Origin of the sequence: Actinoallomurus liliacearum (assembly GCF_039542035.1) — a bacterium.
GTDB lineage: Bacteria > Actinomycetota > Actinomycetes > Streptosporangiales > Streptosporangiaceae > Actinoallomurus > Actinoallomurus liliacearum.
In genome coordinates this window covers 613,426-632,029 of record NZ_BAABHJ010000002.1, presented here as the reverse complement: position 1 = coordinate 632,029, position 18,604 = coordinate 613,426, and the positions used below count along the sequence as shown (strand labels likewise).

Below are 18,604 nucleotides of genomic sequence, written 5' to 3'. Positions count from 1 at the left end.
GATCTCGTGCGCGGGCCGGCGCCCGTAGATCGCGCGCGTTGTGGGGCACGGCGTATCGTCCACATAAGGTACGCTCCGTACCCTAAGTCCACCACGGATCGGAGCGGCGATGCGCGCCTTCGGCATCAACTACGACACCGGTTTCACCTCCGGTGGGACCACGACCCACGAACCGTTCCTCCCGGACGTCGTCCAGCGTGAGATGCGGGTGATCCGCGAGGACCTGCACTGCGACGCGGTCCGCATCACCGGCGGTCACGCCGACCGCCTGGAGGCCGCCGCGCGGGCCGCAGCCGACGCGGGGTTGGAGGTCTGGTACTCGCCGTTCACGAACGGCCTGAGCCAGGAGGAGCTCCTCGCGTTCCTCACTGACGCCGCCGAACGTGCCGAGCGCCTGCGCCGTGACGGCGCGCGCGTCGTGTTCCTCACCGGCTCCGAGATCACCCTGTTCACCGACGGCTTCCTGCCGGGCGACACCTTGCAGGAGCGGTCGGCGAACCTGGCCGATCCCGCCGCGTTCCGCGCCCTGCTTCCCCGGCTGCACGCCACGCTCAATGCGTTCCTCGGCCGCGTCGTCACCGAGGTTCGCGCCCGCTTCGGCGGCCCGATCGGCTACGCGTCCGTCGCCTTCGAGGGCGTGGACTGGACGCCGTTCGACATCGCCGCCACCGATTCCGGGTATCGCGACGCGACGAACGCCGAAGCGCTCCCCGACGCGCTGCGCGCGCAGGTGGCGTGGGGCAGGCCGTTCGGCGTCACCGAATTCGGCTGTGGAACCTTCCGTGGCGCCTTCGACCTGGGCGGACGCGGGGACTCGATCGTCGAGTGGAGCGAGAACGCGCGGCCGGTGCGGCTGTCCGCCGGAACGGTGCGCGACGAGCAGGAGCAGGCCTCGTACATCCGGGAGATGCTCGACATCTACGACGCGGCCGGCGTCGACGCCGCGTTCGTCTACACCTTCGCCCGCTGGGACCTGGCGACCACGGCCCTCCACGATCCAGAGTTCGACTTCGACGCGGCCAGCTTCGGGGTGGTCAGGGTCCTGCCGCCCGGCGCGGCCGAAGGGCCGTACGCGGAGCTGGGGTTGGAGCCCAAGGCGGCCTTCCACGTCATGGCCGAGTTCGGCCGGGCCCGGAAGAAGAAGGCCGCCGAGGCCTGACCCTGCGGCGCCATCGCGTGCCGCGAGCCCCCCAGCATGTCTCTCCGCCTGGGGGCGGCGCCGGTAGGCCCGGCTGGCGGCGTCAGGAGCGAGAGCGGCCCGGATCGGCGCCGTAGCGCAGTCCGTCGACGAGGAGCGCGACCATGCGCCGGCTGTAGGCGGCTCCCTCGTCCGCCGCGGGCATGCACAGATTGGCGACGGCGTACAGGAGGTCCTTGGCGCTGATGTCGGCACGGATCTCGCCGCTCGCCGCGGCGGCTTCCAGCAGGGATCCGAGGGCAGGTCTGAATCGCTGCATGAAGTAGCCGGGCAGCGCGTCGAACGCCGGATCGCCGGAGTGCAGGGCGGTGGCGAGTCCGCGTTTGGTCGCGAGGAACTCGGTGTAGCGGTGGAGCCACTTGGCGAGTGCCGCTCCTGGCTCGTGCGCCTCGGCCAGCGCCGGGGCCACGTCCGCGCAGGCGTCCACCTCGCGCTGGAATACGGCCTTGACCAGGTCCGAGCGCTGCGGGAAGTGCCGGTAGAGCGTGCCGACGCCGACGCCGGCCAGATCGGCGATCTCCTTGGCGGGCGCGTCCACGCCCGAGGTGCCGAAGACGGTCTTGGCCGCTTCGAGCAGGGAGTCGACGTTGCGCTGCGCGTCGGCGCGCCGCCGACGCGGCGCGCGTTCGGGTGCGCCCGGGCCCGCGGCGCCGGTCGAGTCGACACCGGTCGGCGCCGTCTTCTCCGTCACGACACTCCTTCGCTTGCTTAACCGGAAAGCTTTTCCGTATAGTTCCGGAAGAGCATTCCACTTACGTTCAGGGTACGGCATCGACCGAGCGCTCACCACGCCTCGACCTCAGGAGTAACCGTATGCAGTACCGCGTCCTCGGCCGGACCGGCATCAGGGTCAGTCCCTACGCGCTCGGCGCGATGATGTTCGGCGCCCACGGCAACACCGACCACGACGACTCGATCCGCATCATCCACAAAGCGCTGGACGCGGGGATCAACTTCATCGACACCGCCGACGCGTACGCCCACGGCGAGTCGGAGGAGATCGTGGGAAAGGCGCTCAAGGGGCGTCGCGACGACGTCGTCCTCGCGACCAAGCTCCATCTCCCGATGGGTGACGATCCCAATCAGCGCGGCAACTCGCGGCGCTGGATCATGACCGCGGTCGAGAACTCGCTGCGTCGCCTGCAGACCGACCACCTCGACCTCTACCAGATCCACCGACCGGACCCCGACACCGACATCGAGGAGACGCTTTCCGCGCTCTCGGATTTGATCCACAGCGGTAAGGTCCGAGCGATCGGGTCGTCCACGATGCCCGCCTCCGACATCGTCGAAGCCCAGTGGGTGGCCGAGCGGCGCGGTCTGGAACGGTTCCGCACCGAACAACCGACCTACTCGATCCTCAACCGTGGCATCGAGGCCGAAGTGCTGCCCGTCGCCCAACGCCATGGGATGGGCACGCTGGTGTGGAGTCCGCTCGCGCAGGGGCTGCTCACCGGGCGCATCCGGAAGGGACAGCAGACCGACCTCCGCCGCGCCGCCTATTTCAAGCATCTCAGCGACGAGCGCCGGCTCGATGCCGTCGAGCAGATCATTCCGCTCGCGGAGAAGGCGGGCCTGCGGATGACGCACCTCGCGATGGCGTTCGCGATCGCTCATCCCGGCGTGACCAGCGCGATCATCGGGCCGCGTACGATGGAGCAGCTCGACGACCTGCTCGCCGGTGTCGACGTCACCCTCACCGACGAGATCCTCGACCGGATCGACGAGATCGTTCCGCCCGGCACCGATGTCGGCACGCTCGACATGGCCTACGTGCCCCCGGCCCTCCAGCGCCCGGCCCTCCGCCGCCGACCCGTCGGTGAACGCGCCGCCGCCTGACCGCCCCACCCTCACCGCTCTCGTACGGCGGACGCCGCAGCGGCGCCCGCCGTACCGTCGACGCCGGTCAGGGCAGGGTCGTCTGGACGGCCTGCCAGGCGGGGGCGCTGAGGAGTTCCCGCCATGAGGTGAACAGCCGGAGGAGACCTGGTCCATGCTGGGCGCGCAGGTCGGGGTTGACCCGCATGATGTCCAGCTCGTTGGCGGCGGTGAGCTCGGCGAAGTCCCGCCGCATCGGTAGGGGCGGGCGGCTCACGGCGCCGGTGAACCGATCCTTGAACGGTCCTTCGGCCTCGGCGAGATGGGGGTAGGAGAAGCCGCGGTCGCAGCCGGCGTAGAAGCGGACGAGTCGTTCGGCCTCCACGCCGATGAGCGCGGCGAACTCGTCCCGTTCGGCCACGTCGCCCAGCGCGGTGGGGAAGCCATCGGTGCCGTAGTACGCATGGCACAGCCCGGCGAGCCGCAACGCCGGTCGCGCGCCCCACTCCGTGAGCAGCGCGTGAACGCGCTCCAGATGGGCCAGCAAGGTACCGCCCGGATGCGGGATATCGTTCGCGCCGTACGAGGCAAGCGACTCGACCAAGGTTGCGATCCGATCGATGGCCATGCGGCGCCTCCTCATGATGGTCGGGCTCCATTACATCGGCGATCCGCCGGGAACGACAGTGCGGGGAGCGGAGTACGGGCGTCCCGGCGTCCGTCCCCGCGCGTTACTTCGCAGCGATGTATCAGGACAGGTCGACGGTCACCTGCACGTCGTTCAGCGCGCCCGGGCGGCCCTTCATCGCCCACAGCACACCACCGAAGAACTGCCGCGCGCTGATCCGCCGGGCTTCGTTCCATGCCTTACGGCCGCCGTACGCGGCCATGATCTCGTCGAGCAGGTCGGACATGTCTCTGCCTTTCAGTCCAGGAACTCGTTGATGTCCTTGGCGGCCTCGGCCGGGTACTGGAACAGCGAGGCGTGCGCCGAGTCGGGGTAGACGCGAATGCACGCGTCCGGGATGAGCCCCGCCATGAGGTGACTGGCCCTGGTGGGGATCATCAGGTCGTCGTCGCCCTGCAGGATCAGCGTGGGCATCCGGATGCCGGTCAGCCGCTGCAATGCCGCGTGGTCGGGAATGCCCCACTCCACGATCGCGTCGTACTGCGCGTCGCGCACCGCGGTGGTGGTCGGCGCGTCGCGGTCCTCGGTCCGTCTGAAGATCCGGCCGAGGAACTCCCTGCCCAGTGCCTGGCTCGTCTCGGGGTGAGCGAAGAAGATGTACAGCAGGTCGTCGGCGTCGTTGACCGTCGCCCGGGCGTGCGACTCGATGTCGGCGCGCCACGCGTGCATCCCCGGCGCACCCTCGGGGCCGGTGCCGGCCAGCACCAGCCGCCGGATCAGCCGGGGTCGCACCAGGGCGATCTCCTGGGTGACGAACCCGCCGAGAGAGAAGCCGAGCAGGTCGATCTGCTCGAGGCCGAGCGCCTCGGTGAGGGCGATGATCTGGCGGGCGGTCTCGGCGACCGACCCCGACGGCGCGCCGCTCGACGAGCCGACCCCGGCATAGTCGACGAGGATCACCTCGCGAGACGCGGCGAGCCCGTCGGTCAGGACCGGGTCCCAGTTGTCGAGGTTGCAACGGCGGCGAGGGATGGTCGAAAGGGCGGAAGCCGTCGCCCCGGCGGACACGACGACGCGCCGCTGGGATGCGTTCACGTTGAGTAGTCGATCTGTTTCACTGTGTTGCACGCATGGCCAACGAAGGAGAACCGGATGCCGACGACCGTCCCGCCCGCCGTATCGACCGCCCATGCCGGGAGTTCCCGGAGAGCCATGCCCAATGCGATCACCGCGGCGACCGTGGCGGCCGCAGCCGCCACCGTCCTGCTGGTGGGAACCGCGCCACGCGCGCATGCGTTCGGCACGGTCGGCCACCTGGCCGAGCACGAGCGGATCACGCGTGCCGCGCTGGGCTGCGCCTCTGGTGCCGGCTCCGACTGCTTCGAGCCGCGGTCCCTGGATCAGGTCGCGGGCAAGAAGGGAACGTTCGGAGCGGTGGGCTCCCCGGACAACCCGCTGACAGGGGAGATCCTGACCTCCGCGGCGCACTGCGACAACGCCGACTACGTCGACGGCCCCGACTACCGGCCGCAGGACCGGCAGCGAGCGACCGCCGCCCTGATCGAGTGCGTCGATCACGCCCGCGCCCGAGTACGCGCCGGCCTCCGCCGAGCCGCCGACCTGCTCGACCGCGACGGCCGCATCAAACCAGGAGAGGTCAGCCTCAAACCCTCGCTGTTCCCGCCGCGCCCCAACGGCGACTGCACCTTCAACCGGGTGTCCGGCCGGGCCAAATGCGATGTGATCGAAGAGTTCGGGCGTGCCCTGCACGCGGTCCAGGACTTCTACTCGCACAGCAACTGGGCCGATCAGGCCGCGGCCGGGCCGGTCGGCGTGCACAACCCGCCCGGCGGCCGGCAAGGCGGCGTCAGCCCGCTGTTCGCCCTGTTCGGGGCCGAGCCGACCGGAACGAACGTGCCCGGCTGGCTGACCACCGGCTGCTTCGACGCCCAGGCCGCCATCACCGGCGAACGCGCCGGGTGCACCGACGGCGGCCGGACCCGACTCAAGCACGCCTGGATCAACAAGGACCACGGAGTGATCGACGCTCGTACGGGCGTCACCTCCTGCACGGAGGACGGCAAGAACGTCTGCACCGCGCGCGGCCAGGTCCAGGACAACTTCAGCCGCGCGGTGCGCCTGGCCATCGACGACACCCGCCGCCAGTGGCACGACTTCGCCGCGGCGGTGCGCCAGACCTATCCCGGACGCGGCGACCGCATCATCTGCGCCCTCACCCACGACGACCCGACGACGACCTGCCACTGACACCTGAACCGCCCTGGGCCGGGCCGGGGTGAGCGCTTCGGCGGTGGCGGCGGCCAGTGCGTTTGAGGTGACCGCGATCGCCTCCGCACCGGCCCCCCGGGAGTCCCGGTCCAAGTGAGTGACTTGAGCTGATAGCCGGCGGAGCCCGTAAGAGCCTCCGTCCTGAGTGGACGGAACACGGCGTGCCAGGCATCTCGGCTCCCGTCGCAGAGCCGCTGCGGGCAACGCTGCGAATGCTCGGCAAACTGACTCGGGAGGGGAAGGCCGACGCCGAGGACATGCGGGAGGTGCTGGCCGCCGGTGTCTCACCCCAGCAGGTCCAGGACGCGCTGGCGGTCTGCGTCGCCTTCAACACCACCGACCGGCTCGCCGACGCCTTCGGGCTCGTATTGCTGAGCCCCGAGGGCTTCGAAGCAGGAGCCAAATACCTGCTCAAGCGGGGTTACCGGTAGCCCGCTCCGCCGGTCAGGTGAGAAGTAGGCTCATCGGGTGAGCGGTGAAGCGTCGAATTCCCCGAATGATCGGTCAGCCCAGAACCCGCCTCCGCGTCAACGCCGGTTGCGGCAGGTTCATCCGACGCGGCGTGGCCTGATCCTTTCGTGGTGGGGATTCACCGCCACATTCACTGGGTTGCGTTTGCTGACCTGGGCAATCCATGTTCACGTCGCGGGACTGGGCAATGTCCACGTCGGTCGTGTCCATATTCACCATTACATCTGGGGGATTCTGCTGTTGATCGTCGTCGGCGCGTGCGGGCTCGTCGAGAGGTCCCCTCTCTGGCGGGCCTGGATGGGCCTCGCCTTCGGGATCGGGCTGGCCCTTGTGATCGACGAAGCCGCGTTGCTGATCGAGTTGAAGGACGTGTACTGGAACCGCGCGGGCGGGATCAGCGTCGCCATCGCGATCATCCTCATCGGTGTGGCCGGCAGCATCCTCGCGTTCACGCGTGCGCCACACGACGAGGCCACCGCGCCCTGAGGAGGGCGAGACCCGGAAGGCGGCGGTTCTCCAGGTCTGGCTTCCTGGGAGCGTCCCGTAAAGGCTGCTCAAGCTGTCGATCTTCGTCGTCCCCCCGATCCGTGGGCGGGGGCGTGCCGAATGCTCGGCAACCGCGATCCAGGGAAGGGGCAAAACCCTCATGTCGGCACCGTGGGTGGGTCTTTTCCGAGCATCCGGTACGCCGACATCGGAGGTCGAGGCGGGTGTGCGGAGTGCCGGACGCACCGATGAGTTGAGGGCGCGATGGAGGTCAGTACGTGCGAGCAGTCCAGGTGACCAAGGGAGGGCCTGTCATGGCCAAGTTCGTGACCATCGGGTACGGCGACCAGGAAGGTTATGACCGCACCGACGCGGCGGTCCGCGACCAGGCGCACGCGCACGACACTCGCCTGCGAGCGGCGGGAGCCGAGATGGGGATCGCGGAGTCGCCCGTACAGGTGCGAAATCACGACGCTGCCGGCATGAGCGTGGAAAGCGGATCGTTCATGTCGTCGGCTCTCCCGGTCGCCGGGTTCGCCATCATCGAAGCAGCGACCCTGGAGGAAGCGATCCAGCTCGTATCAGGGACTCCCTGCGCGGTCGCGCACGGTGTCGTCGAGGTCTGGCCGTTGCGGGAGACGCCGTAGTCCGCCGACTGCGGCATGCGCGAGCGTGTGGGAAGTGCTGCCGAGATTCGCTCGTCTGTGCCACGGTCAGACTTCGTCGTCGCTGGGCGGAAGCGCGAAGACGTCACCGCGAAGACAGTCACTCCTGGGTTCGGGCGACAAGGGAGCCGGTTCGCCGACGACGATCCGCGCGCGCCACCCACCGACCGCGAGCCCGTCGGCGGCGTGACCGGACAGCCGGTCATCGGCTGCGTCACCGAGCAGGCCGGCGTGCTCAAGGATGACGAACAACGCGTCTGCGGCGCAGCTCACCGTCCCGGCGGCTTCGACGGCACTCGTGTCCGGATTGAGTTCGCGGTAGATGCGGCGCGCGGCCGTAAGGAGACGGTCGGCGTCGGTCACCGTGAAATCGCGCCGCAGCCGCAAGGACAGGGCCATTCCGTCAGCGAGCGGATCATCCCCGATCGTGCTGTCATCGCCCGGCATGCCGACAAGATACGGGAACTCGCCGGTGAGGCGCCCCCAGTCGGCACGCTCCTGACATCGTTAGCCGCGCTGTTCTATCGATCAAGGATCGTGGCCTTTTGTCGGCGAGGCGAACCGGATCGCGGCAGATCCGGGCGCCTGTGGCATGCAGTCACTGACCGTAAGAGAATCGAAGGTCGGCGAAGAGCAGGTGGTTGAGTCGCCGCCGAAGGTGTCCGGTCTTGCTCTGATCAGGAGCTTCATCAGGGGTGAGCAAGGTGAACTTCAGCGAGGTCTCGCCGCCCACGGCCGTCAGTTCGAAGTGCACCTGGTCGTTGGGTCTACTTGGCCAAAGCGATGACCAGACGACCCGGTTGGGCTTTTCGGCTTCCAAGACCCTCGGCTCTATTTCATCGGAGAGCAGGCTAAGCCATGGCCGCGCTCCCCGCCGATGAGGTTCCACAAGCGACTCCCAGACTACTGACGGGGGCGCCGGCAGTTTGCGTGCCCTCGAGCCGATCTCGATCACCTCAGAATCGTATGTGGACTCGCGCGACGCTCGACCTTTCAACGACAGCCAGGTATTCCCTCCGCGGCAGAAGCGGATGCGGATGCGGATGCGGTGGTACTGATCGCCGTAAACTACGCGACCGTGGCGGAGATCGTGCTGCTCGGCGAGGTGACCTGTCCGTCGGGCGAGTTGGTGCTGATGGATGGCGGCTACCTCGGGCTATGGTCCGGCGACCGCGAACCGGACGACGTGGAGCGGCCCGACGACGCGCCTGCCGTCGACTTCGAGGTGGTCGGCCGCGATGCAGACGCCGCGGCCCGGTCGTTCGACCGGCAGTCCGGCCGCACCCTCTACGACATCCCGCACCACGCCGTCGCAGCGTTCACCTCGCACTTCGATGACCACTGCCGTGAGCGCGGCCACCAGGCGTCGCTGCGCTCCTTTCCACGGCAGGTCCCGCACCGTGACCGCGTCCGGCGGGCGATCGCCGGAAACGACCCGGATTTTCTGATCAGCGGCGTGCCGGTCATCGCCATCGGTGGCCTGCCGACCGACCGCCCGCTGCCGGTCACCGCGACACCGCACAGCGACTGGGGCTGGACGCACATCCGCATCGTCGTCAGTGACGAACCGGTCATGGATACCTGCTCGCTGGGCAAGATCGGCGTCGACTACGCCCGCTTCGTGTTCGCCGACGCGGACGCGTTGAACGCGTGGATACACGAGGAGCCGATCGACGGGCTCGCGGACGTCGTGTTCTGGGGCAGGCACGAGACCGAGATCGCGGCCGAGTTCGGTGCCACCCGTACCGGCACGCCTGGCGAGGACAACTACGGCTGGCTGAACCTGCCGGTCCGCGACGCGTACGCGAAGGCGATCGCGTTGAACGATCGGAAGACGGCATCGGACCGTAAGTTCGCCTTCGATTTCCGGCCGCACTCGCATCACTGGCGGGTGATGGCCGATGTTCGCGCGTCGGAGAATGAGGCCGCCTCGATAGAGGTCGGCGGTGCCCGCGTCATGTTCGCGATGACGTCCGTGGGCGACGGGTTCTTCCCCGTCCATGTCGAACTTGATGCGGCGGGTGCCCCGGCCGCCATCGAGGTAACGATCCGAGGCGCCGGGGACTGACCGCGGTCTGGTCAGGCCGCATCCCCGGTTGAAAGCGAGCCGTCTGGCGCCTGCGTCCGGAGGCTGGATGTCCGCTCGCCGGCTCAGGCTCTCCGTACGCGACCGGCGGCAGAAGCGTGCGTCACGGCTTTCAGGCCCGGGGCTGCTTCAGGAGGGGCCGCGGGCGAGCATGCCATTGACGAGGAGTCGCAGCATCCGGGTGGCCTGGTCGACGTCGGCGGCGGTCAGCATGATGCCGGCCATGCTGGCGGAGACGTCGGCCGGGTGGACGTCGGCGCGCAGGCTGCCGTCGGTTCGGCCGGCGTCGAGGATGGTGGCGATGGCGCCGTTGAGGTGTTCGCGGGTTTGGCCGGAGCTGATCGCACCGCTGGCGATCACCGCGCGCAGGGCTTCGGCCATGCCGCGTTTGGTGGCGACGAAGTCCTGATAGCGGCGCATCCATTCACGCATGGCGTCGGCCGGCGCGTGGTCGGCCACCAGCTGCGCGGCCATGGCGCAGAGGCGGGTGAGTTCGCTGCGGTAGACCTCTTCGACCAGGGCTTCGCGGGACGGGAAGTTGCGGTAGAGCGTGCCGACGCCGACTCCCGCCTCACGGGCGATGGTCTCGATCTTGACGGGGTCCGGGCCGGTGGTGAGGGCGCGGGTGGCAGCGTCGATGATGCGCTGCCGGTTGCGCTGGGCGTCCCTTCGTGCGCCGGGGCGTCGCTCGAGCTCGGAAATCGCGATCACCTCACAAGCGGAACCGGTTCCGCTTTTGCTAGAGTCCAACTAGGCTAAGCGGAATCGGTTCCGCTTATGGTCATCGTATCTGGAGGGCCACGACCATGACCACATCGCATGCGTACGCGTACGGAAAGCTGGGCGACCACGATGTCCTGCGGGTCGGCTTCGGCGCCATGCAGCTGGAACACGGCGACCCTGCGGATGCCGTCAAGGTTCTGCGCCGCGCGGTCGAACTCGGCGTCGACCACATCGACACGGCCCACTTCTACGGCCCGGTCAACGACCTGATCAGGACCGCCTTGCATCCGTACGCCGACAGCCTGCGGATCGTCACCAAGGTCGGCGCGGTGACCCACCCGACCGAGCGACTGGTCGCCGCCCAGAAGCCGGCGCAACTGCGGGCATCGGTCGAGGAGAACCTGCGCACCCTCGACACCGAACACCTCGCGGTCGTCAATCTCCGCCGGGCCGACACTCCGCCGGGCATCACCGCCACCGGCGACCAAGTGGTCGACCTCGACAGCCAACTGGCCGAACTGATCGCCCTGCGCGACGAGGGCAAGATCGGTGGCATCGGCCTGAGCCAGGTCAGCCTCACGCAACTGCGGCAGGCTCTTCCGGCCGGAATCGTCTGCGTGCAGAACATGTACAACGTCCTCACCCGTGACCAGGAGGACGTCCTGACCGAGTGCGCCGAGCAGGGCGTCGCCTGGGTGCCGTACTGCCCGCTCGGATCGGCCTTCGACTGGCTGCCCAGCGTCACCGACAACCCGGTGGTCATCGCGCACGCCGAGCGACTCGGCATCACCCCGGCTCAGGCCGGGCTGGCCTGGCTGCTCGGGCACAGCCCGGCAACGCTGCTGATCCCCGGCACCCGTGACCTCGCGCACCTGGCCGACAACGTCGCGGTCGCCCGGATCGAGCTGGACCAGGAAGCGATGATGGCCTTCGACACGCTGGCCGGTCAGGCCGGGAGAGCCTAACGGTAGTCATCCGCGTGCCGGCTGTTCGGTGCCCGACGGTTCGTGACGCATCGTTACGCGCGGTCAGCGGCAGATGAGTGCGTTCGGTCTTCTGGTCCTGACCTGTCCGGGCGGCTCGTCGGCTTAAGAGCATCGGATGTTCGTCGCTCCCGGGCTGGACGGGCCGTTGGCCGTGAAGCCGATCGTCATTGACGCGTTGGGTGCGAGGGTGGGCGATTGACTCGGTGCCTTGGCCGTCCACGTAGTGGCGTTCGCGGTGACGGTCGCGTTCCACCCACTGCCGAGAGTCACGCCGGACGGCATGGTCCAGGTGACGGTCCAATTGTTCCAGGCCGACGTGCCCGAGTTGGTGACCGTCAGAGCCGCCTGGAAGCCGCCCTGCCAGACGTTGGTCAGGGCGTAGGTCGTTGCGCACGAGACTCCCGCCGGCGGGCTCGACGTGCCGGGCGACGTGGGCGGGGTGGCGGTCGGTGTACTGTCCACCGGCGGGATCAGGGACGGCCCGATGATGTTCATCTTGTTCTGGTTCACCGTGACCCAGTCGTCCTGGACGATTCCGCCGGTGTCGCCGGAGTCGGGGTTCCAGGACCAGTACGTAAACGACATGCCGTTCGTACCCGAGCCCATATAGGTCATCAGCTTGGCCATCCACTGCGTGTCCAGCGGATTGGCCAGCGTGCTGCCGAACTCGCCGACCAGGATCGGCGCGGTGTTGTTCTTGAACAGGTAGCCCCAGAAGTGGTCCCAGACGTCCGGCAGGTTGTTCGGGAAGTTCGCGTCTTTGAACCACGGCTGCCGATCGTAGACCGAGATGCCATAGTCGTGCGCCGAGTACACGAGCCGGTTGGCCACGCTCAGCTGTACCGGGAACTGGGCCGCGGCTGCGAGGTTGCCGCCCCACCAGTCGCATTCCATCGGGTCATCGGGGACGTTGTCCCACTGGTTCGGCGTACCGCCTGATGGGCAGCTGACTCCCTCGACAAAGATCAGCCAGTTCGAGTTGGCCTGGAGCACCGCGTTGCCGATGCGCTGCGCGGCCAGCCGCCAGTCGCGGGCGGTGTCGCCGCAGCCCCAACAGGCGCCGGTACCGTTCGGTTCGGTGCCCTCGGCGTGTGGCTCGTTGAACAGATCGGCGCCGATGACGGTCGGGTTGTTCGCGTAGTGCTGGGCCAGCATCTGCCAGTCGGAGATCTCGCTGGCCTCAGAGACGCTCGAGGTGTACCACAGGGCGGTCTGGCCGGCCGCCGACGGGCGGTGCCGGTCAAGGATGATGCGCATCCCCTTCTGCCCGGCGTAGGCGACGACCTTGTCGAGGATCTGCAGCGGGCTCAACCCGATCAGGTCCGGATTGCTGTCGGTGTTGATGCTGGTCGCCTGCGCCCCAGAGCGCAGCGAGTCGCCGGTGAACGGCACCCGGATCGTGTTGAAGCCGAGTTGTGCCATGTGGTCGATCTGCATCCGCCAGGTGGCGTTCCGGCCGGCCCACAGCCCGTGGAAGGTGTGGTTGTCGGTCTCCATGCCGAACCAGTTCAGGCCGGTCAGCCGTACGGTCGCGCCGGTACTGTCGACGATCTTGTTGCCGCTGGTGTGCAGATAGCCGGTGCCGGTACCCGCCGCCGCGGCCGGGGTCGCGGAGACGGTGAGGGCCACGAGCGCGGCGGCCGCGGCCGTCAAGACCGAGGCGGCCGCGGCGAGCGCGCCCCGACCACGCCTACTGTGCGATCGACCCCGCCCGTCCCTGCTGGGAAGCCGCCAACGGGAGCGACGTGCGACGTCCATGGGGAATCCCTTCGCAGCCCGAACTCTCACCACCGTGGGCAGGAGCGGCGTCATTGTTCGATTTTCGATCCGATGCCGTCAACGACGAGTCCACTCCCCGCCGGTGACCTGCGGCGACAGATGAAAGCTTTCACTACGGCGGCGGAGCTCACTCCAACGATCGGATCGACCATCATCGCGCACCCGCCCCCGGACGGCCCTGCGGCGGGCGCTCATGCAGAGGCGTGATGCCGGTGACCGGCGGGCGAGCAACGCCCTGCCCCTGCTGGTTCTGCTCCCCTGCGGATTGCTGCAGTCGGCCGCCCCGACGGCGAACCGGCGTGGGTCCTGAGACGGTCCGAGTTGAGCGTCGGCTACAGACCACAGTCGTGCGGGGTAGGTTGCCCGGTGCGGCCGGCCTCCAGCAGTGCGATGGCGTCTGTCATCGCGTTGGGCTGAACCTGAGCGATGGGAGAGAACGGGCGGTCGAGGACAGCGAGGGAAGCGACTTCGACGGTCACCAGCACGGCCACTGCAGCGAACACTATGCGCCTGATGATCTTTGGTTGCGATTGAGAGTCGCCGACCAGCAAGAAAATCAGCAGGCCGCTACTGAGGAGCACGACAGCCCACAGGATTGCCGGTATTCGGGGTTGGGCCAGGAACAGGAGCTGCTGGCGCGCCTTGCCCGCGTCGCTCAGGTCCGTGCTGACCTGTTGAGATGCGGCCTGGGTTGCAGGTGAGTCCTTCGGAAGCGTGGTCCTGAGGTTACGCAGGCGGTCACCCCGCACGACCGTGTCGGGCGCCTCCTGAGTGCTCCCCCGCTCTTGCGCCTTCCAGTCACGCTCGGCGACCGACCACATATAACAGATGACCTCGCGACGCGCCGCTGTGCGCACCTGCGGCGGAAATACGCCTAGGTCGTCGTACACCGCCACCAGGCTCGCCGGCTCGGACTGGGTCTGAGAACGGGCGTCAGAGTAGTGGTTGGTCGCGAATACCTGGAGCGTGGTGAGCAGGAACCCGAACAAGAACCCGACGAACAGGACCACGTTGGTGAACTGCCCGGACATGGCCGCCCCGCGCCGCTTGAGCCACCACGCCACAAGCCATCCGAGCGCGATGAAGCCCCAAAGAATGAGGACGTATATCAGGATGGTGAGCATGGTCAGGCCGGCGGGATGCTCTGCTCGTACTGGAAGACGTTGTCAGGGTCGTACTTGGCCTTGATCTCGCGCAACCGGGGGTAATGGTCACCCCAGTAGGCGGTCTCCCAATCGACCATGCCCGGGTTCGGCACGTTGACGTACGCGCCGTTGACGTATGGTCGCAGCGCCTGGCTGAACTCGGCGACCCAGGCCTGTGCCCTGGGCGTGATCGCGTCGCCACTCCAGCCCGCGCCCGGCTCGGCGTAGAAGAGCGCGTCGCGGTGCGCGAACGCGGAGCCCCCCGGCGGCGCCTTCTTAACCGCGCCGCCGAGGCTCGAGCAGAAGTAATCGCTCACCTCCGAGGGCGCGTTCTTCATGAACTTGCCGACGATATCGATCGCCTCCGCCGGGTACGGTTCGGTGACGAACTGCGAGAAGAACTTCCAGTTCTTTGCTTTCTCAACCGCACTCTTCGACGGCGGTTGGAGCCGGGCAAAGGTGTCGGCCCAGCTCCCGGCCTGGATGGAGACGTCGGGCTTGCCCACCGACAGCACCGGCGCTAGCAACTCCTTGACCTCGGCCGGCGACCCCGATTGCAGCACCGCCAAGAGGTCGATTCCGTCCGGACCGATGTCGAGCACGCTGCTGAGGCGCGAGTCGGTCGCCGGGGCCTGCCGCTGCCACGCGTCGAAGACACCCCGCAGGTCCTCGAAGCCATTCCACCGCGCCTCGAGCAAGCTGACCTGCTTGAGCGGGTGCATCCTGTAGGTGAAGGAGGTCACGATTCCGAAGTTGCCGTTGCCGGCGCCCCGCAGGGCCCACAGCAGGTCCGAGTTGTTGTGCTCGTCGGCCATGATCGCCTTGGCGCCGTCGTCGCCCGAGGGGACGACAACCTCGGCCGCCATCAAGTTGTCGCAGGCCATGCCAAAGTTGCGGGTGAGGAAGCCCAAGCCGCCGCCGAGCGTCGCACCAGCGAGCCCGACGGTCGCCTCCCCTCCGGTCGCCACGGCAAAGCCCTCCTCGCCGAGCGCCGTCACGGCCTCACCCTGGGTGAGGCCTGCCCCGACGGTCACAGTACGAGACGCCGGGTCGAGCCGAGCGGACTTCATCTCACTGACGTCGATGACGATCCCATCGGACACATTCGACCAGCCCGCGAGGCTGTGGCGGCCGCTGCGCGCCCGCAGCGCGACGTCGTTCTGGCGTGCCCAGGTGATCGCGTTGACGACGTCCTCCGTCGTGTTGGCGAAGACGATCACCAACGGATAGGAACGGTAGAGCCCGTCCCAGTCGGTGCGAGCCTTGGTGTAGGCAGGGCTGTCGGGGTGGATGACCCGGCCGGTGAGCTGAGCCGGCAGGCTCTTGCCCGTGGTCATGAGCGGCACGTTCCTGTCACCGCAGTCAGACGGCCACCGCTCGTCAATGCGTGACGACGCTTGCGTCTCAGGGCTGGGGCTCGAGCGCCTCGCGGTCGAACACAAGCCGGCCAAGAGGAACAGCCTTCCCGCGAGGGACCGGGCGTCCCGTTCACCTGCTGTCGATAACCCCCAGGCTCGACCGAACCCTCGGCGCCCCCGGCTGGTTTCGTCACCGCACCCCCCCATCTCCCGATGTGCATTTCCCATAACAGGGGGGCCTAAATGATGCTCGTGTATGCGCAAGACATTGTCAAGGGGCGCCGACCGACGCTCCGAGCGGGACGTTAGAGACATTCTGCGCGAAACTCATGGACAATTACGAAAGTGGTCTGTCCGGGTGATCTACTTCTAACCTCGAGCCCGTGAAGGCGTAGGCGCGGTACTGCGCGGTAGTGGGATGCGTCGCTGGGTGAACTTGGAGTCTGTGGTCCATGTGCTAGTCGAACAGAAACGAGTCGGACAGCTAGATATCAAGGGCGCTGTTAGAAGAGTCGTTGCCTCAGTATCTACCGGCAGGCTGCACGATGTCCGGGCCGCCGGTGTGCGGCGTCGGCACGTAACCGCGGTGTGGCTCCGGAAGTGCCGCCAGACGAGCCGGGGAGCACGCGTTCACCAGGAGCGGGAGCACGTCGGTGCCGATCCGGCAAGAGATTTACACTTGCCGCAGCTCAAGGTCGACCGGCCCGCTGCAGACACTGCAATTCCGTACCGCATCAGCACTCCACAGGGTTGGGTCGAGCGCGCCGAAAGCCGCATCCCCGGCGTCGGCCCCGGGCCGCAGTGTCGGAAACTTGTCCGTCAGCGCCATCGGGCTTCGACGCGACTTTCAGGTCGCCTACGTGGCCGGGAACCGGTTCGCTCTGATCGATGACATGGTCCCGCTGATCTGATCCACGGAACCGATTACGGCGCACACTTCAACCTCACGTCACAGCCCGCTGATCGTCGGCATGAGCGCCCGATCAGCGGCATGAGAGGGCGCCTCGGAAAGCACAGCGGCGGACTGCAAGAGCCACGCGATGTCTCGTGAGGAAGTAGCCCTTCCGTGACGAGATCTGTTTTCCGAGTGCACCTAGGCAGATGGTGAGATGCTGGTCATTCGATCTTCCACAGCCGGGTGGTGTGGTCTTCGCTGCCGGTGGCGAGGGTTTTGCCGTCCGGGCTGAACGCCACCGATCCGACCGAGTCGGTGTGGCCGGTGAGGGTGGCGGTGGTGCGGCCGGTGGCCACATCCCACAACCGGACGGTGTTGTCGTGGCTGCCGGTGGCGAGGGTCTTGCCGTCCGGACTGAACGCCACCGAATAGACCAAGTCGGTATGGCTGAGGGTGGCGGTGATGCGGCCGGTGGCCACGTCCCACAACCGGGCGGTATGGTCTTCGCTGCCGGTGGCGAGGGTTTTGCCGCCCGGGCTGAACGCCACCGATTCGACCGGGCCGGTGTGGCCGGTGAGGGTGGCCGTTGTGCGGCCGGTGGCCACATCCCACAACCGGACGGTGTCGTCGTGGCTGCCGGTGGCGAGGGTCTTGCCGTCCGGACTGAACGCCACCGATTCGACCCCGCCGGTGTGGCCGGTGAGGGTGGCCGTGGTATGGCCAGTGGCCACATCCCACAACCGGACGGTGCCGTCCCAGCTGCCGGTGGCGAGGGTCTTGCCGTCCGGACTGAACGCCACCGATTCGACCGAGTCGGTATGGCTGAGGGTGGCGGTGGTGCGGCCGGTGGCCACATCCCACAACCGGGCGGTGTGGTCGACGCTGCCGGTGGCGAGGGTCTTGCCGTCCGGACTGAACGCCACCGAATTGACCTCGTCGGTGTGGCCGGTGAGGGGGGCGATGGTGCGGGGTCCGGATTCGGCGTCTAGCAGCAGCAATGCCGCGGGGACGCCCGCGAGGGCGGCTGCTCCGAGACCGCCGAGGAGAACGGTGCGGCGCCGGATCCGGCCCAAGGCGGGCGGGGATGTCATCGTCGGCGCGAGGGCGGTCTGCGCTGGTCGCGGCGGATCCGGCCGTACACGCAGGGGAGGTGTCCGGTCTGCCGCAGGAGTGTTCGGGGTGTCGGTCACCTTTGCCGGAGGGGGCCGGCTTCCCTGCGGATGCGGCTCGTCGGGCAGTTGGCGCAGGCGTTCGGCGACGGATGTGGCGTCCTGGGGTCGGTCGTCGGGTTGTTTGGCCAGCAGGTCCAGCACCAGCGTGTCGAGTTGATCGGGAATGTCCTCCCGCAAGGATCGTGGTGGTGCTGGGGGTTGGTTGAGGTGCTGGTAGAGGATCGCGCCGAGATTTGAGTCGGCGTCGACCCAGGTGGTGCCGGTGAGCAGTTCGTACAGGACGCAGCCGAAGGCATACAGGTCGGTGCGCTGGTCCACCTGCCCGCCTTGGATCTGCTCGGGCGCCATGTACACCGGCGTCCCCGCAGAAGAGCCGGTGGCGGTGAGCTTCGTGGCGTCGGCGAGGCGGGCGATCCCGAAGTCGCAGATCTTCACCCGGCCCTCCTCCAGCAGGAACAGGTTGGCCGGTTTGATGTCACGATGCACCACGCCACGGCGGTGGGCGGCAGCGAGCGCATCGGTGACCTGCACGGCCAATCCCCGCACCTGCTCGATCGGCAGCCCCTTGCGATTGGCGGCGAGCAGGTGGCGCAGGTCACGGCCGACCATCAGCTCCATCACCAAGAACAGCCAGCGCTCATCCCCGACCCGATGTTCGTCGATGTCGAACACCGTGGTGATACCCGGATGATTCAACGTCGCGGCGACCTCGGCCTCCCGCCGGAACCGGGCGACTCCAGTCGCTTCCGCCGCGACCGTCAACGGAAGGATCTTGACAGCGATCTGACGGCGCAGCCGCAGATCGACCCCCCGCCACACCTCACCCATCCCGCCCCGGCCCAGCGGCTCCTCCAGCCGGTACCGGCCGGCCAGCTCCACGTTCCGCTGCACCATCGCCTCCGACC

At 68.0% G+C, this 18,604-nt stretch carries 19 protein-coding genes; 8 read left to right on the top strand and 11 right to left on the bottom strand.

The annotated features are described in order from the left end of the window. The first annotated feature begins 109 nt into the window (after nucleotides 1-109). Complete coding sequence (locus ABD978_RS05525; RefSeq protein WP_345349300.1) at nucleotides 110-1,159, top strand: glycoside hydrolase family 113 protein; 1,050 nt, start codon at nucleotides 110-112, stop codon at nucleotides 1,157-1,159. A gap of 82 nt (nucleotides 1,160-1,241) precedes the next feature. Here ABD978_RS05525 and ABD978_RS05520 read toward each other — a convergent pair whose 3' ends face one another. Continuing rightward, the gene (locus tag ABD978_RS05520) at nucleotides 1,242-1,889 is read right to left on the bottom strand and encodes a TetR/AcrR family transcriptional regulator (RefSeq protein WP_345349297.1); all 648 of its coding nucleotides are present in this window, start codon (nucleotides 1,887-1,889) and stop codon (nucleotides 1,242-1,244) included. A 122-nt stretch (nucleotides 1,890-2,011) separates the two neighbouring features. Here ABD978_RS05520 and ABD978_RS05515 point away from each other — a divergent pair, with 122 nt between their 5' ends. Further along, complete coding sequence (locus tag ABD978_RS05515; protein WP_345349294.1) at nucleotides 2,012-3,037, top strand: aldo/keto reductase; 1,026 nt, start codon at nucleotides 2,012-2,014, stop codon at nucleotides 3,035-3,037. A 67-nt stretch (nucleotides 3,038-3,104) separates the two neighbouring features. Here the strand turns inward: ABD978_RS05515 and ABD978_RS05510 are convergent, their stop codons facing one another. The 3 genes from ABD978_RS05510 to ABD978_RS05500 all read right to left on the bottom strand — a co-directional run bounded on the left by ABD978_RS05510 (nucleotide 3,105) and on the right by ABD978_RS05500 (nucleotide 4,739). Next, a complete protein-coding gene (locus tag ABD978_RS05510) occupies nucleotides 3,105-3,644 on the bottom strand; it encodes a DUF6817 domain-containing protein (RefSeq protein WP_345349291.1) in 540 nt (179 codons plus the stop codon). Nucleotides 3,645-3,765: 121 nt separating this feature from the next. Further along, nucleotides 3,766-3,930, bottom strand: a complete 165-nt coding sequence (locus ABD978_RS05505; RefSeq protein ID WP_345349288.1) for a hypothetical protein — start codon at nucleotides 3,928-3,930, stop codon at nucleotides 3,766-3,768. An 11-nt stretch (nucleotides 3,931-3,941) separates the two neighbouring features. Next, nucleotides 3,942-4,739, bottom strand: coding sequence for an alpha/beta fold hydrolase (locus ABD978_RS05500; RefSeq protein WP_345349285.1), 798 nt, complete (start codon nucleotides 4,737-4,739; stop codon nucleotides 3,942-3,944). A 117-nt stretch (nucleotides 4,740-4,856) separates the two neighbouring features. Between ABD978_RS05500 and ABD978_RS05495 the strand changes: the two genes are divergently transcribed. From ABD978_RS05495 to ABD978_RS05480, 4 genes are all read left to right on the top strand, one after another. Next, nucleotides 4,857-5,912 (top strand): hypothetical protein, encoded by a 1,056-nt coding sequence (locus tag ABD978_RS05495; RefSeq protein WP_345349282.1) that lies wholly within the window; start codon nucleotides 4,857-4,859, stop codon nucleotides 5,910-5,912. 182 nt (nucleotides 5,913-6,094) lie between these two features. Beyond that, entirely contained in the window at nucleotides 6,095-6,364 is a 270-nt protein-coding gene (locus ABD978_RS05490) for a carboxymuconolactone decarboxylase family protein (RefSeq protein ID WP_345349279.1), read from the top strand. Nucleotides 6,365-6,401: 37 nt separating this feature from the next. After that, the gene (locus ABD978_RS05485; protein ID WP_345349276.1) at nucleotides 6,402-6,890 is read left to right on the top strand and encodes a hypothetical protein; all 489 of its coding nucleotides are present in this window, start codon (nucleotides 6,402-6,404) and stop codon (nucleotides 6,888-6,890) included. Nucleotides 6,891-7,204: 314 nt separating this feature from the next. Then, nucleotides 7,205-7,537, top strand: a complete 333-nt coding sequence (locus tag ABD978_RS05480) for a YciI family protein (RefSeq protein ID WP_345349273.1) — start codon at nucleotides 7,205-7,207, stop codon at nucleotides 7,535-7,537. A 66-nt stretch (nucleotides 7,538-7,603) separates the two neighbouring features. Here the strand turns inward: ABD978_RS05480 and ABD978_RS05475 are convergent, their stop codons facing one another. Beyond that, entirely contained in the window at nucleotides 7,604-8,002 is a 399-nt protein-coding gene (locus ABD978_RS05475; protein ID WP_345349270.1) for a hypothetical protein, read from the bottom strand. A gap of 151 nt (nucleotides 8,003-8,153) precedes the next feature. Continuing rightward, nucleotides 8,154-8,510 (bottom strand): SRPBCC family protein, encoded by a 357-nt coding sequence (locus ABD978_RS05470; RefSeq protein WP_345349267.1) that lies wholly within the window; start codon nucleotides 8,508-8,510, stop codon nucleotides 8,154-8,156. Nucleotides 8,511-8,633: 123 nt separating this feature from the next. On the opposite strand from ABD978_RS05470, the gene ABD978_RS05465 reads away from it, so the two are divergent. Next, the gene (locus ABD978_RS05465) at nucleotides 8,634-9,623 is read left to right on the top strand and encodes a hypothetical protein (protein WP_345349264.1); all 990 of its coding nucleotides are present in this window, start codon (nucleotides 8,634-8,636) and stop codon (nucleotides 9,621-9,623) included. A gap of 147 nt (nucleotides 9,624-9,770) precedes the next feature. On the opposite strand, the gene ABD978_RS05460 is transcribed toward ABD978_RS05465, so the two are convergent. Next, the gene (locus ABD978_RS05460) at nucleotides 9,771-10,352 is read right to left on the bottom strand and encodes a TetR/AcrR family transcriptional regulator (RefSeq protein ID WP_345349262.1); all 582 of its coding nucleotides are present in this window, start codon (nucleotides 10,350-10,352) and stop codon (nucleotides 9,771-9,773) included. 95 nt (nucleotides 10,353-10,447) lie between these two features. Here ABD978_RS05460 and ABD978_RS05455 point away from each other — a divergent pair, with 95 nt between their 5' ends. After that, complete coding sequence (locus ABD978_RS05455; protein ID WP_345349259.1) at nucleotides 10,448-11,329, top strand: aldo/keto reductase; 882 nt, start codon at nucleotides 10,448-10,450, stop codon at nucleotides 11,327-11,329. 123 nt (nucleotides 11,330-11,452) lie between these two features. Here the strand turns inward: ABD978_RS05455 and ABD978_RS05450 are convergent, their stop codons facing one another. The 4 genes from ABD978_RS05450 to ABD978_RS05435 all read right to left on the bottom strand — a co-directional run bounded on the left by ABD978_RS05450 (nucleotide 11,453) and on the right by ABD978_RS05435 (nucleotide 18,593). Beyond that, complete coding sequence (locus tag ABD978_RS05450; protein ID WP_345349257.1) at nucleotides 11,453-13,003, bottom strand: cellulase family glycosylhydrolase; 1,551 nt, start codon at nucleotides 13,001-13,003, stop codon at nucleotides 11,453-11,455. 458 nt (nucleotides 13,004-13,461) lie between these two features. Continuing rightward, the gene (locus tag ABD978_RS05445) at nucleotides 13,462-14,253 is read right to left on the bottom strand and encodes a bestrophin-like domain (RefSeq protein ID WP_345349255.1); all 792 of its coding nucleotides are present in this window, start codon (nucleotides 14,251-14,253) and stop codon (nucleotides 13,462-13,464) included. Nucleotides 14,254-14,255: 2 nt separating this feature from the next. Beyond that, nucleotides 14,256-15,611, bottom strand: coding sequence for an FAD-binding oxidoreductase (locus ABD978_RS05440; protein WP_345349252.1), 1,356 nt, complete (start codon nucleotides 15,609-15,611; stop codon nucleotides 14,256-14,258). Between the two features lie 1,137 nt (nucleotides 15,612-16,748). Further along, complete coding sequence (locus ABD978_RS05435) at nucleotides 16,749-18,593, bottom strand: WD40 repeat domain-containing serine/threonine protein kinase (protein ID WP_345349249.1); 1,845 nt, start codon at nucleotides 18,591-18,593, stop codon at nucleotides 16,749-16,751. Nucleotides 18,594-18,604: the final 11 nt, after the last annotated feature.

Coding starts and splice junctions, on each gene's coding strand:
- ABD978_RS05525 (WP_345349300.1), top strand. CDS start 110: ATGCGCGCCTTCGGCATCAACTACGACACCGGTTTCACCTCCGGTGGG.
- ABD978_RS05515 (WP_345349294.1), top strand. CDS start 2,012: ATGCAGTACCGCGTCCTCGGCCGGACCGGCATCAGGGTCAGTCCCTAC.
- ABD978_RS05510 (WP_345349291.1), bottom strand. CDS start 3,644: ATGGCCATCGATCGGATCGCAACCTTGGTCGAGTCGCTTGCCTCGTAC.
- ABD978_RS05505 (WP_345349288.1), bottom strand. CDS start 3,930: ATGTCCGACCTGCTCGACGAGATCATGGCCGCGTACGGCGGCCGTAAG.
- ABD978_RS05495 (WP_345349282.1), top strand. CDS start 4,857: ATGCCCAATGCGATCACCGCGGCGACCGTGGCGGCCGCAGCCGCCACC.
- ABD978_RS05480 (WP_345349273.1), top strand. CDS start 7,205: ATGGCCAAGTTCGTGACCATCGGGTACGGCGACCAGGAAGGTTATGAC.
- ABD978_RS05475 (WP_345349270.1), bottom strand. CDS start 8,002: ATGCCGGGCGATGACAGCACGATCGGGGATGATCCGCTCGCTGACGGA.
- ABD978_RS05455 (WP_345349259.1), top strand. CDS start 10,448: ATGACCACATCGCATGCGTACGCGTACGGAAAGCTGGGCGACCACGAT.
- ABD978_RS05445 (WP_345349255.1), bottom strand. CDS start 14,253: ATGCTCACCATCCTGATATACGTCCTCATTCTTTGGGGCTTCATCGCG.
- ABD978_RS05440 (WP_345349252.1), bottom strand. CDS start 15,611: ATGACCACGGGCAAGAGCCTGCCGGCTCAGCTCACCGGCCGGGTCATC.
- ABD978_RS05435 (WP_345349249.1), bottom strand. CDS start 18,593: ATGGTGCAGCGGAACGTGGAGCTGGCCGGCCGGTACCGGCTGGAGGAG.